This is a genomic window from Nostoc sp., from assembly GCF_036917235.1.
Classification (GTDB): Bacteria; Cyanobacteriota; Cyanobacteriia; order Cyanobacteriales; family Nostocaceae; genus Nostoc.
Genome location: NZ_JBALDU010000104.1, coordinates 121,058 through 134,501, shown reverse-complemented (window position 1 = coordinate 134,501; position 13,444 = coordinate 121,058). Strand labels below are relative to the sequence as shown.

The 13,444-nt window shown below is 41.2% G+C and carries 11 protein-coding genes; 6 read left to right on the top strand and 5 right to left on the bottom strand.

From position 1 onward, the window contains the following. Positions 1–491 precede the first annotated feature (491 nt). Positions 492–896 carry an NIL domain-containing protein gene (locus V7K44_RS30095; protein WP_094347724.1) on the top strand — a complete coding sequence of 135 codons (405 nt, stop codon included), beginning with the start codon at positions 492–494 and terminating at the stop codon, positions 894–896. Between the two features lie 30 nt (positions 897–926). Here V7K44_RS30095 and V7K44_RS30090 read toward each other — a convergent pair whose 3' ends face one another. Continuing rightward, the gene (locus V7K44_RS30090) at positions 927–1,994 is read right to left on the bottom strand and encodes a DUF3616 domain-containing protein (protein WP_334937278.1); all 1,068 of its coding nucleotides are present in this window, start codon (positions 1,992–1,994) and stop codon (positions 927–929) included. A 269-nt stretch (positions 1,995–2,263) separates the two neighbouring features. Here V7K44_RS30090 and V7K44_RS30085 point away from each other — a divergent pair, with 269 nt between their 5' ends. Next, complete coding sequence (locus tag V7K44_RS30085) at positions 2,264–3,247, top strand: CHAD domain-containing protein (protein WP_334937276.1); 984 nt, start codon at positions 2,264–2,266, stop codon at positions 3,245–3,247. Between the two features lie 166 nt (positions 3,248–3,413). Here the strand turns inward: V7K44_RS30085 and V7K44_RS30080 are convergent, their stop codons facing one another. After that, positions 3,414–3,593 (bottom strand): hypothetical protein, encoded by a 180-nt coding sequence (locus tag V7K44_RS30080; RefSeq protein ID WP_334937274.1) that lies wholly within the window; start codon positions 3,591–3,593, stop codon positions 3,414–3,416. A gap of 469 nt (positions 3,594–4,062) precedes the next feature. On the opposite strand from V7K44_RS30080, the gene V7K44_RS30075 reads away from it, so the two are divergent. Beyond that, positions 4,063–5,079, top strand: a complete 1,017-nt coding sequence (locus V7K44_RS30075) for a FecCD family ABC transporter permease (protein ID WP_334937272.1) — start codon at positions 4,063–4,065, stop codon at positions 5,077–5,079. Positions 5,080–5,260: 181 nt separating this feature from the next. Next, the gene (locus tag V7K44_RS30070; RefSeq protein ID WP_334937270.1) at positions 5,261–6,658 is read left to right on the top strand and encodes an ATP-binding protein; all 1,398 of its coding nucleotides are present in this window, start codon (positions 5,261–5,263) and stop codon (positions 6,656–6,658) included. A gap of 633 nt (positions 6,659–7,291) precedes the next feature. Here V7K44_RS30070 and V7K44_RS30065 read toward each other — a convergent pair. Further along, positions 7,292–8,749: an alpha-amylase gene (locus V7K44_RS30065; RefSeq protein WP_334937268.1), complete on the bottom strand. Its 1,458-nt coding sequence runs from the start codon at positions 8,747–8,749 to the stop codon at positions 7,292–7,294. Between the two features lie 136 nt (positions 8,750–8,885). After that, the gene (locus tag V7K44_RS30060) at positions 8,886–9,734 is read right to left on the bottom strand and encodes an alpha/beta hydrolase (RefSeq protein WP_334937266.1); all 849 of its coding nucleotides are present in this window, start codon (positions 9,732–9,734) and stop codon (positions 8,886–8,888) included. Between the two features lie 329 nt (positions 9,735–10,063). Between V7K44_RS30060 and V7K44_RS30055 the strand changes: the two genes are divergently transcribed. Together V7K44_RS30055 and V7K44_RS30050 are read left to right on the top strand one after the other, a co-directional pair. Next, on the top strand, positions 10,064–12,130 hold the full coding sequence (locus V7K44_RS30055; protein WP_334937264.1) for a vWA domain-containing protein: 2,067 nt from the start codon (positions 10,064–10,066) through the stop codon (positions 12,128–12,130). A gap of 50 nt (positions 12,131–12,180) precedes the next feature. After that, positions 12,181–12,381: a hypothetical protein gene (locus V7K44_RS30050; protein ID WP_334937262.1), complete on the top strand. Its 201-nt coding sequence runs from the start codon at positions 12,181–12,183 to the stop codon at positions 12,379–12,381. 38 nt (positions 12,382–12,419) lie between these two features. On the opposite strand, the gene V7K44_RS30045 is transcribed toward V7K44_RS30050, so the two are convergent. Further along, positions 12,420–13,235, bottom strand: coding sequence for an ABC transporter ATP-binding protein (locus V7K44_RS30045; RefSeq protein WP_334937261.1), 816 nt, complete (start codon positions 13,233–13,235; stop codon positions 12,420–12,422). Positions 13,236–13,444 lie beyond the last annotated feature (209 nt).

The window sequence follows — 13,444 nt, the reverse complement described above, 5'->3', positions numbered from 1 at the left end:
TGTTAATCGACAAAATCCACTGCTTATTTTACAGTATCGAGTAGTTCAGATAATATATATTAAATTTTATTAATATATATTAAATTAATTTTATTGCATAGATATAAATATAAATTATTCATATTTATAAAAAAAGGTTATTAGTCAATTTAAATTGTAGTAAATAGCTAAATTTGGGAACCAAGTTATAATTTATTTAAATTGTTTGTTTATATTAGATATTTCAACAACAATTGAATTTATTTTTACCCATTGTGTTCTTTAACACCTAAAAAGCTTTTAAATCACTTTTCCCTCAATATGGTTCATTTAAGGGCTAATGGCAAAAATTTTGGGTTTATGTGTTGTAAAGATTTTTGGAAATGGTGCTATGTATGTTGAGGTAGGAGCAGTGTCCTTCTCTTGCCTTGCTGGTTCGTGCAACTTACCGTAAAAAAAGGACTGATAAAACTCTCAATACGCTACAACAGAAAAAACCCTCTGCTAAATCTGTGAAAAAACGAGTAACACTCACCTTCCCGAAACGCGCCGTGCAAATGCCAGTCACTTACGTACTGGCCAAAGAGTTCAACGTCGCTGCTAATATTATCCGCGCCCAAGTTGCCCCAAATCAAATTGGCAAACTGGTAGTGGAATTATCGGGAGACATCGATCAATTAGATGCGGCGATTGAGTGGATGCGATCGCGTAATGTTAATGTTTCTTCGACATTAGGCGAAATTGCGATCGACGAGGATGTATGTGTCCACTGTGGCTTGTGTACTGGGGTTTGTCCTACCGAAGCCCTCACCCTCCAGCCAGAGACGTACAAGTTGACATTCACGCGATCGCGCTGCATCGTCTGCGAACAGTGTATTCCCACCTGTCCCGTACAAGCAATTTCTACTAACATTTAACAATCTAAAATCCCAAATCCAAAATTGAAGTCAGCCCAACTTAAACACATCCGCAATTACACCACCATCACCCACCAGCCTACTTTTTGCTGGAGAGTCATAAACTACCAATAGCGAAGGTATGCCAGCTACATCCTGAAACAGCGTCATTCCCTCAGCATGATCTTCCCGATTCCCATAGGGAATATCTTGCACAAAATCGGGATTGCTAAAGACATTTTCTCGCAAATTTACACCATTTACCCAGCGATAAACTTGCACAGGCCCATCTAAATCCATCGTTGGCCCAGCTAAAATCAACAAATCTTTGCCATCTACATACAAATCCCGAATTCCTAAACCATTCAACCAGACAAAATGCTTTTTATATAACTCCTTCACTTCCCCAATTTGCTTTAGTTTCATCAGTCCAGGGGTAGAATCTTCTAACTCTATTTCCAGTACCATAGCCCAACCCCGCAATACAGGGCCGCGCAAACCTAGAAAGACGCGGTTTTGATAAATACCTATTCCTTCAATATCAAAGCCATTATCCTTTCCGGGAATTGCTGCCTGAATAAACAAGCCTAAATGGTCATCATCTGCTAAAGCTGTCATTAGCAAATTACCCTGATTCGTCACCTCTAATTTAGCGGCATTCAATTGCACATCTGGCTTGTCGGGGTGTGGGCAAGATGAGAATAGCTTACCATCTATTAGAGGAATCCGTCCTAAGAGGTAACGGTTAGGTTCTGATTCAATTTTTCCGAGCCTTTTAAAGTTTTTGGCATCTGTATTTTCAGGTTTGAATTTTTTGCGTTTGTAGCTGTGAGAACCAACAAACCATAAGTAATAATCAGTGTAAGCCAGTCCTTCTATATCAATTTCTTTATCTTCTGGTGCAGGTAAATTGATAAATTCTGCTACTCGAAATTGTTGATGATCTGTAAATTTATCAGTATCAACCAAAGATAGACACTCAATAGTTGAGGTTTCATCTGACCCCAACCATAAATACTTCTGATGTGTTAGCAGCACTGCTGATAAGTCTTCTCTATGTTCTTTAAAAGAATCTACGAAAGTCAATAAAATTTGATTTAGCAAATCTAACTTTGGCATTTTAAATTATATTGAGAGTTGCAAAAATGTTAGCCATGCTATTATAGTATGTGATTTTATGGCATAAATATAGCTGATAAATCGACGGGTGAACTGCGATTTCAACCTTTGTATAGATATTGTATATTTATAAAAGAGTATGCAACTATCAATAGTCATAAGCCAACCTGCCAATCCTCATGGCAAAAAAAATATCAAAAGTAGATGCAAATTTTTAAATAATATTGTTATTATGCAATAACTTCATGAGGTAATCATTCAGACCTATTATGAAATTAGCCACACAACCCACAGTAAAAACTCTCGGTGACTACGCCTACCAAGCGATTGAAAAACACTTTAAGAAAACCTTTAAGTGGGAAAAATCAGTCAAGAAAGATGAAGATCCAGAAGCGCTGCACCAAATGCGAGTGGGAATGCGCCGCCTACGGACAGCGGTAACTCGGTTTGGGCTAGCGGTGGATGTATCGAAACCAATCAGCGATAAAAATATTGGTAAAATAGCCCGTCGTCTTGGTAATCTGCGAGATTTAGACGTACTCAAAGAAAGTTTAGAAAACACTTATAAACCAAACTTACCCCGCAAAGAGCAAGAATCTCTGCAAACAGCTTTTACAGCTTTGGCTAAACAACGTGAAGATGTAGAATCGAGTGTGCAGAAAACATTAAACGATGAATCTTACAAGTCTCTTAAAGATGCATTGGATAAGTGGTTAGAGAAACCTAGTTATCAACCTTTGGCATCTGTTTCGATTCAGCAAGTGCTACCAGACTTACTTTTGCCAGAAGTGAGTAACTTCTTACTGCATCCGGGTTGGCTAATTGGTACTGAAGTTGTAGAATCAGAAGTGAAAATCCAGAAAAACTGGAAAGCAAAAAAGATAGAAAAACAATTGACAACAGAAGGTGAAAGTCTTCATAGTTTGCGAAAAGAAGCTAAACGTATACGCTATCAAATGGAGTTGTTTACTGACTTATATGGCGAGTCTTACGAAGCTTATATTACAGAAGTAAAAAATATCCAAGAAATTTTGGGTACGATGCAAGATAGTGCTGTTTTAACTGACTGGCTTACAGATGTATACAAGTCAGAAATTCAGACTCAGTTACCCACCTTTGCTAATTTGTTAACTGAAAATCGTTACCAGTCGTGGCAGCAGTGGCAACCTTTGCAAGAACGGTATCTGAAAACTGAAACCAGACATAGTTTTCATTTAACAATACTGCACCCGCTTTCAGGAGTAATCAGTTAAAAGTTATTCTTTGTTGGGCAAGGATTGACTAACGAACAGACAATTGAATAGGAGCTTCTAGAGATAAAAAATAAATATTGCTCTGGGGAATTTATACAATACGGGTCTTTTCGGTGGAACCCAAACCGGAAATTAGTCTAATAGTGCTTTTTAGTATTGCTCCCCGCTAAATTTGTCCGGGGATCATCTTGGCTGAAAAAGACCCAGGTGCTTCTAACAATCCTACTCTAACAGAGCCATCGAGAATGGCTCTGTTACTAGTTCGTATATGGTTAAGAGTAGTACCGAGAATCGTTTTACTCCATGCTTTAACCCACTTTTTGCACTTCAAAATGTGGGGTTGCATATTTGCCGGATGATTTCACTATTTTTGTGGGATGGGCAACATGAGCGTCCCTTGTATTTCCGGGCGGGCAGGATGCCCACCCCACAAGAATCATCCCTTAATTCAGCAACGCCCAAAATGTAATGTAAAGTGTTGTATGCTCTTTTGCATTCCTCACTATTGGTGACAACTTAAGAAAAAGGTAAGCTTGTCAACAGGTGCATCAAGGGGAAAAACGATGGGAAATCCAAGAGTCAGAAACCCATAGTAGACCAAATTACACTTTCAGCCACAAGAAGGTAGGGATAAGGGCTGATGTTAAGCTAATCGTCATTCATTTTTCCAGACTGACTCGCTCGTGGTAAGGGCTTCAGCCCTGGATTTATGCAACTTAAATGCTCATTAGCTTATGGAGGTAGATAAAATTAACTGAGTGACGAAGAAATTTTGGAAGCTCAGGCGGACTGTTTTGGAGAAAGGATCGCGAAATTTGATTAGACCATTTCAGACAATTTTTACTGAACACCGCGTATTTTGGGCTGTTTTACTCTTTGGTACAGCATTGGTGGTAACGCTAGCACTGTCGCTTTCTCAAGGAGCAGTACCTTTAAATATGTCGGAATTTTGGCAAGCCATACTCCACAAAGGCGATCCGGTTAAACAGACAATTCTCTGGGATTTACGTCTCCCACGCATTACAGCTGCGATCGTTGTCGGCGCAGCTTTGGGAATGTCAGGGGCGTTGCTGCAAGGAATGTTACGTAATAGTCTTGCCGATCCATTTATTTTGGGCATTTCAGCGGGTGCGGGACTACTTGTAATTCTGATGATTGTGTGCCACATATTCCCGATCGCAATTCCCTTAGCAGCATGGATAGGAGCGATTTTAACTGCCGCGATCGTTATTTTACTCGGTCGTTCGGGGTCAGGAATTTCTGTTGAGCGGTTGATTTTAGGGGGAGTGGCGGTGAGTTCTTTATTTGGTGCTGTACAAAGTACATTGCTGCTTTTAGCTGAAGATGGGCAAATTCAAATTGCGCTCAGTTTTCTGGTTGGTAGTCTCAATGGACGGGGTTGGCAAGAAATTGCTACGACTGGGCCTTACATCATCGTTGCATTGATCGGGGGATGCTTGCTGGCGCGATCGCTAAACATACTGGCTTTGGGAGATGATTTAGCTATGAGTTTAGGGCTTTCGTTGACGCGATCGCGCCTGTTAATTGGTGGTGTCGCCACTCTATTAGCCGCAGGTGCAGTCAGCATCAGTGGCTTAGTTGGATTTGTTGGTCTTGTTGTCCCTCACGGTGTCCGCCTGATTGTTGGTACAGATCATCGCTTTGTTTTACCACTTTCCGCCCTTGCAGGTGCATGGTTACTCACTTTTGCAGATTTACTCTCTAGACTAGGAGCAGTAGAACTACCAGTAGGTTCCGTCACTGCCTTGCTGGGTTCACCCCTGTTTATCTGGTTACTTTATCGTCGTTCTGCTGGGTTTAATAAATTTTGAGCGATCGGGCCGCCATCCATCCCCACCGCATATACGGATCGGGTTTTTTGCGTATTCTGATAAACTGAGACTAAAGCCTTCTTCAACTATTTAAGCTAATAATTCTCCACAGAGAAACACAACTCTATAACCCTACTTTCTTATCCCTACTGCCCCCCTGCCCCCTCAAGGAGGTTAATCGATGTTATGTGTTGAGGAATTAATCAACTTAGACCCATTTCAACAACTTCCCAAAGAGCGATTGCAGTGGGTTTGCGATCGCACTCAAACAGTTGAACTTTCTGCCGGAGAAGTGTTGTCCCATGAGGGAGACCCTGTATGTCGCTTATTTATCTTAGTCAAAGGTAAAATCAACATCACCCGCCGCAGTGAAGGAGTGGAAATTCCCATCGGGCAACACGAAGCCCCATCCTTTTTTGGTGAAATTCCAGTACTCACAGATGAACCTGCACCTGTGACAATGCGGGCATTCACGAATTGCCACATCTATGAAATGAAAGGAGAAGATTTCCGCAAACTGCTGCATGAATGTCGTGATTTTGAGCGGATGGTATTCCGAATTATGCAAGGTCGTGTCCGGGGACTAGAGTCTTTCATTCGTGGGCGAGAAAAGATGGCAGCTTTAGGGACACTTGCTGCCGGTCTAGCTCATGAACTCAACAACCCAGCCGCAGCCCTGGTTCGGACTTTAAAAGAAATGCCAAGCGCCATCCTAGAGTTACAACGGATGAACTTAGTTTATGGGCAACGCAATGTTGACGAAGCCCATACTCAACACTGGTTGAGAGTACGCGATCTAGGCCATGAAGCGATTTTGAATAATCGCATAGATCCGGTGACACTAAGCGATCGCGAAGCCATATTGCTGGAATGGTTAGAAGACTATGGTGTAAACCAAGCATGGAAATTAGCAGAACCTTTAGCAGAAGGTGGTGTTGAGGTTGAAATCCTAGAGCAACTTATGGAACGTTGGCGCAACGACGACACGGAATTGCGAGAAATGGGATTACACTGGCTAGCGCTTTCCTTTGAAGTCATGTCGATGATTAAACATGGTTTGCGAGGATCTGAGAGGATTTCGGAACTTGTGCAAGCGATGAAGTCTTATTCTTACCTCGATCAAGGCACTCAGCAAGAAGTAGATATACATCAAGGCTTGGAAGATACCTTGCGATTGTTTGTTCATAAACTCAAGTGCGGTGTCCAAGTGCAACGCAATTACGATCGAAGTCTTCCAAAAATCCTTGCCTATGGCAGTGAACTGAATCAGGTGTGGACGAACTTAATTGACAACGCCATTGATGCAATGGATAGTAAAGGACTGCTAGAAATTACAACACATCATTGCGATCGCTATGCCCATATTGACATCATCGATTCTGGCAGTGGAATTCCACCTGAAATTAAAACCCGCATTTTTGAACCTTTCTTTACTACCAAGTCAGTGGGGCATGGTTCAGGACTTGGTTTAGAAACCGTTCGCCGGATTGTAGAAAATCGCCATCACGGTACGCTTTCATTTGAGTCGCAGTCAGGCAGAACTTGTTTCACTATTTGCTTGCCCTTATCAAATAAATGAATCAATAAGCAATGGGATTAGAGATAAAAAAATGGGAACCAATGGTTCCCAAAATATAGCAGCAAGTGAATATTTTCGTCAGACTTCTAGTTTCTTATTGGTTTCCACACTAGAAGAATCATATTTGATTTCTGAAAAAATCTCGGTAGTCTTGTAGTGGACTGTCTAGGCTAAAATTTTGCAAAAAAATTGTAGGTTGGGTGGAGGCTTTGCGTAACCCAACATCTTGATATATGTTGGGTTAAAAGTAATTATTTATCTAATAATTCTGATCTTGGGGGCTGTTGTTCGGAGTTAATAAACTCAGTCTTAGGCGGTTTTCCTATTGTATTAGGAGGTTGTTTTTTTGTTTTTGGTTGTGGGTTATTATTCTCGCTCATCTTAATTTATCTCCTTAATAGCTTTAATTATTTGGCTGTTTTCAAATTTCTTGCTTGGAGTTAGTCGAGCAAAAAATTCAGGGAACGCAGTCATTTTGTGTCCTGATGATTATGACTTCAAGCGATGTCATCTCAATTCCGTAATCCTGTTGAAAATTTTGCTCCCTTCTACGTTGAATACTATTGTCAAAGAGGTAGATAGTGGAGAAAACTCTTTACTATCTACCTCTTTAACCTTAGTTTTCTATTCAAACTATTTTTGTAGCCAGACCGATATTGAACCACCAGGACATGGGAAATTTCCCCATCCGTCGTTATTGGTGTGAATGATATCGTTTATATGTCCCGTGGCATCGTAAAATTCCTGATTGGGTCGGAACACGTTCATCCACTTGTTCCCTGATGCGCTATTGGTCAGTACTACAGCCATTGCACCCGGATGATTACTATTACCCAAGCGCGTCCAACCGATAGTATTGGGATGGTCAAAGTAATCATGCTGGTCGCCAAAACCGTATTCCCTACGCGCCTTCAAGAACTTGTCAATCAAAAAACGGTGAGAGTAAAGGGTATTATCACGTCCTTTATCTTGATATTGTGCCCCGTAATAATCTGCATAGAAAACGCAAGGATAGCCTTCGCGACGCAATAAGATTAGTGCATAGGCTAAGGGCTTAAACCAAGGTTCAACAGGCGACTCTAAAGATTGGCAAGGTTGAGTATCATGGTTCTCGACAAAGGTAACAGCTAGGGCAGGTTGTTCTTTAACTAGGGTTCTATCAAAAATCGATCGCAGATCGAAACTACTACCCTGGCGACTAGCTTGGTGAAACTTGAAATGTAGGGGCACATCAAATAACGACAAACGCCCATCACTAGAGGCAATATAACCGTGTAAGGCATCGGTATCTTGAGACCAGTACTCCCCAACGCTAAACAGTTCCCGCCCACCAAAATGAACTCGCAGGTGATTTAACCAATCACGGAAAAAAGTAGAGCGGATATGTTTAACAGCGTCAATACGAAAGCCATCTACACCTGTGGTGTCAACAAACCAACGCCCCCAATACATCAACTCACCGCGCACGAAGTCATTACCTGTATCCAGGTCGTTGGCCATTAAATAATCGTAGTTGCCGTGTTCGTAGCTAACTTCCGTCTCAAAATGTTTATCTTTAAGACGGTAGAGCTTGTCTGCCTTTTTGGTATCTGCGTTATATGATAATGAATCAAAGCACCACCAAAACCATTTCATACTGGAGTATTTATCTCCACGACCAGAAAAATTGAACTTTGTATAAGCTGCAATTTCGTACCAATCGCTGACTGGACGGTTGCGGTCATTCCAATCCATTTCCTGGGCCGAGATGCGCTCTATTTCATCCCCACCATCTTTGTGGTTGAAAACCACATCGGCATAGATTTGAATACCTGCATCCTGTGCCGTTTTGATAGCTCTCAAGTATTGCTCGCGTGTTCCATATTTTGTCCGAACAGTATTTTTTTGATCGAACTCACCCAAATCAAACAAATCGTAGACTGCGTATCCAACATCCCATGTTCCACCACTGCCCTTATAAGCTGGCGGCAGCCATAAGGCAGTGAAGCCTGCATTAGCTAGCTCATTGGCTGTTTTATCCAGCTTGTCCCATAACGTACCATCATTGGAGATGTACCAATGGTAATACTGCATTATTACACCGTTGTTCATGCGATCGCCTTTGTAGAATTTTTGATTTTACAGATTTCTGTCAGAAATCTCTGATGCTAGGATATGTTACTTTTGTCACACATCATAACTTCATCCGAATTTATTTAGGTTTCAATAACGACTTCACAAAGAGCAGTTACGAATTACTGGGACGGGATAATTGCTGATTTGCCTTGACAAGGTTAGTGAACTCCTGCAAAGTTTGACGATACTTTTCTTCAGCTATCGAGAATAAATCGTTATGGTTTGCCTCTTCAACCCACAAATAAAGCTTTGGAGATGTTGCAGCCTTAAACAACTTTTCTCCATGAGCAAAAGGAATTATGTTATCTGCTTTTCCATGAATCACCAATATCGGGCATTTAACTTTTTTGATCTTGTCTAGATTGGGAAACTTGTCAAAAGGTAAAATCCGAAAAGGCACTATTACTTGAAAAGCGGAAATAAACGAGCTTTCAATAATTAAACCACCTACTGGTTTCTGCATTGCTAAATTTACCGCAGAACCACCGCCAACCGAACGCCCCAAAACTATAATTCTTTCAGGCGGAATTTTTAAATTTTGGGTCAAATAATTGTAAGCGCTATTGATATCTTCGTATGTATGACTTTCTGTCGATTTTCCTTGACTCGTACCATAACCGCGATAATCAAAAGCAAAGACACTAAAACCCCATGCGTGTAATTTTTCTAAAATCTGTTTGATATCTCCTAAATCTTCAGAATTACCATGAGAATAAAGAATAGTATATTTAGCTTGAGTGTTCAATAAGTATGTAGCTGAGATATTCGTATTTTCACCACTTCTTAACTTCAGAATTGTTGGATCATCCTGATAGCTAGAAGGTTGAGACAGAAAAATCATACTATCTGCCCGAAAATATACAAATGCGGCAAAAAATAGATAGATAAAGATTAAAGATTTGACCAGCCGTTGCCAAGTCAAATCACCAATTAACAGTTTTATAACTTGCTGTTTATCCATTAGTTTTTATTTATTGGGTAAAACTTTATTTCCAGGTTTCCCGATTTCTGATGTTTCCTAACTACAACTAATACAACTTCACCAAACTTCACGCCAACTTTGTCACAAATGAGTATCTGGAGTTAAGCAACTAAGTAATTTACTTAATCCAGCTTTTTGAGCCGATACCAACAAACACTGTTATATTCCCCAATGCGAGATGGGAATGGTTAGTGTTGTATAAATTACAGTTACCAAAACTGAAACGGTCATCAAATCCCAAGCTGCTCAGGACTATTCTAGGTAAATAGTCAAATGTGACAGAAAAAATTTAGTGTGAGGATTTAGCCATGTCTTACCCGATTCCGTCCAAAATGTGGCAGCGAGTCAGTATTGTAATATTGTTTTTATTGATACCGTCAGTAGGAATTGCGCTCTTACGCCAGTCTGCTACGATCGCAGTTCCAGCCAATCAGACTCCTACCAGTTCTACCTCAAAAACTTCCATTCTACCCAATCACCCTGACTACCAAGCACTCCAGGCATTGGTAAAACAGTATAGTTGTGTCGTCCCCGTCCAAAATTTTGGCACTCTTCCTGTAACCCGGACTGAGTTTGCCACAGTCTTGAATGCCTGTGTGAATCGCAGCAATGAGCTAATAGCGACTGATCCCAAGATAGTTACCCCAGCAGATATGAAAATTCTGCAACGCTTGCAGTCAGAATTTGCACCGGAGTTAGCAACCCTAAAAAGTCCGATAGAGGAATTGGAAACTCGTAGTCCCATCACTCCGAATCAGCCTACCAGAGAACGTATTCAAACTGAGTCTACCCGAAAGACTCAACCCTTACCCACAGCCCTACCCCTTAGTATTCCGTCTGGCTCATCCGTGCAGGATCAAGTTGCTAACCGTGCGAATATGCCTAAACTCCAAAGTGGCAGTATTGGCAGGGTTGCCCCGGAACCACAAACAGATAGGAGATTCAATACAGAAAACTATAACCGGATTGAGGATAATCCCTTTCATCGCGTCGGTAACGATCCCCTTTCCACCTTTTCCATTGATGTAGATACAGCATCTTACAGCAACGTGCGACGGTTTATTACTCAAGGGGAATTACCACCCAAAGATGCAGTGCGAATTGAGGAATTAATCAATTATTTTACCTACAATTATCCCCAACCAAAAGGCGAACGCCCTTTTTCCGTCACCACTGAAGTTGCTGCTGCTCCCTGGAATCCTCAACACAAGCTGGTACAGGTGGGTTTGCAAGGTAAACGCCTAGAAACCAAAACCTTACCACCCAGCAACTTAGTATTTCTGATTGATGTCTCCGGTTCTATGGATGACCCGAATAAATTACCTTTGGTGCAACAGTCGCTCAAATTGTTGGTGAATCAACTGCGTCCTGAAGATCGGGTAAGTTTGGTAGTCTATGCTGGGAATGCTGGATTGGTGTTACCTGCTACTTCTGGTAATCAAAAATCAACAATTCTGGCGGCGATTGACCGCTTAGAGGCTGGAGGCTCGACTGCTGGCGGCCAGGGCATTGAACTAGCTTACAAAATAGCCAAAGAAAGCTTCCTCAAGTCTGGTAATAACAGAGTAATTTTAGCTACCGATGGAGATTTTAACGTTGGGGTTTCCAGTGATGGCGACCTGACACGATTAATTGAACAAAAGCGAGACCAGGGAATTTTCCTGACGGTGTTGGGATTTGGCACTGGCAATTATAAGGATGGAAAAATGGAACAACTGGCTGATAAGGGTAACGGCAACTACGCTTACATTGATACCTTATTGGAAGCTAAAAAGGTTTTAGTTAACGATCTCAGGGGAACTCTGTTTACCATTGCCAAAGATGTGAAAATTCAGGTGGAATTTAATCCGGCGAAAGTTCAGGCATATCGATTGATTGGTTACGAAAACCGTCTGCTGCAAAACCAGGATTTTAATGATGATAAGAAAGATGCAGGAGATATTGGGGCTGGTCATTCTGTGACAGCGCTTTATGAAATAATTCCCACTGGCACAAAAAGCGATGTGAAACTCCCAGAGATAGACCCTCTGCGGTATCAGCGTTCTGGTGAAACTGCCTCGGATGCTGCTGGTAATGAGTTGATGCAAGTGAAACTGCGCTATAAGTCGCCTCAAGACAGCACCAGTCAACTAATTACCCAAACCATCCAAGATGATGATTTGAGAACCGACCAGATACCCTCCACAAACCTGAGATTTGCTGCTGCGGTAGCGACCTTTGGGATGGTGTTGCGTGACTCTGAGTATAAGGGAGATGCTAGTTATGATTTGGTGATGAAATTGGCAACTCAAGGGAAGGGGGAAGACCAGGAGGGCTATCGGGGTGAGTTTATTCGCCTAGTGGAGCAATCTAGAGGGTTGATTACAAGAAAATGATTGTAGACCAGAACTGAGACGGGGAGTAGGGAGTGGTGTAGTTCAATTACTTGAAAACCGCTGTAATCTCTTGGAGAGATTCACAATCTACACCAAAAGAGCGATCGCTCTCCACTGTATTAGATATCTGCAATAAATACAGCAATTTAATTTCAGAAGAGAGCATTGCATATCTGCGAGATGTTTTGCGATCGCTGCTAGTCAGAAAACTTATTCCCTACTCTGCAAGACAAGAAAGAATTAATGCTTAACTGAACTGTATTCTGCTGTGTAAGGTTTTGAGTTGCTTCTATTTTCTCCCCTTTCTTCCCACTGGTATACACATCGGTGTCCCTGAAACCGGGTCTGGGATAATCCGACATTCTAATCCAAACACCTCCCTTACCATCTTCTCAGTCATCACTAAATTAGGTTCACCGACAGCAAAAATTTCACCTTCTTTCACCGCTACTAAATAATCAGCATAACGACAGGCATGATTCAAATCATGTAACACCATGACAATAGTTCGTTGCTGGTTTTGATTCAAATCATACAATAAATCTAAAACTTCTATTTGGTGTGCCAAATCTAAAAAAGTAGTTGGTTCATCTAACAATAAAATATCCGTATCTTGAGCTAATGCCATTGCAATCCAAGCACGTTGCCTCTGTCCACCAGAAAGAGTATCCAACTCGCGTTCTGCCAAATATTTAATTCCAGTAATTTCTAACGCTAGTTCTACCAATCTTTCATCTTCTTTTGTCCACTGTTGCAACCAGTTTTGATAAGGAAACCTTCCACAAGCTACCAAATCTCGAACGGTTAATCCTTCTGGTGCAACGGGGCCTTGGGTAAGAATCCCTAATTTTTTAGCGACATCTTTTGTTGATAGCTGAAATACATCTGTTGTATCTAAATAGACTGTACCGAGACGAGGTTTTAATAATCTTGCTAAACCCCGTAATAAAGTAGATTTTCCACAACCATTTGCACCAACTAAAGCAGTTATTTTTCCTGGTGGGATATCTAAATCTAAATGCTTAATAATAGTTATATTGTCATAACCTAAAGTCAAATTCTTGGCTGACATTTGGTAATGTAAATTATCGCTCAATAATGACATTGACATAATTAAACTTAAGAGAATCTTCGATAATTTTGTAAGTATGTAATATCATATCTGCTTGATTACTTAATTAAACCCAAAGAACCCCACCCCGCTAAATCAGCGCTTTGTTTCCCTCCCCGCAGGTAGATAGTGAATTAAGGGGAGCCAGCGCGGTCATGGCATGAGCAACTGGCGCGTAGGGTGCAAGTACTATGGGAATCATA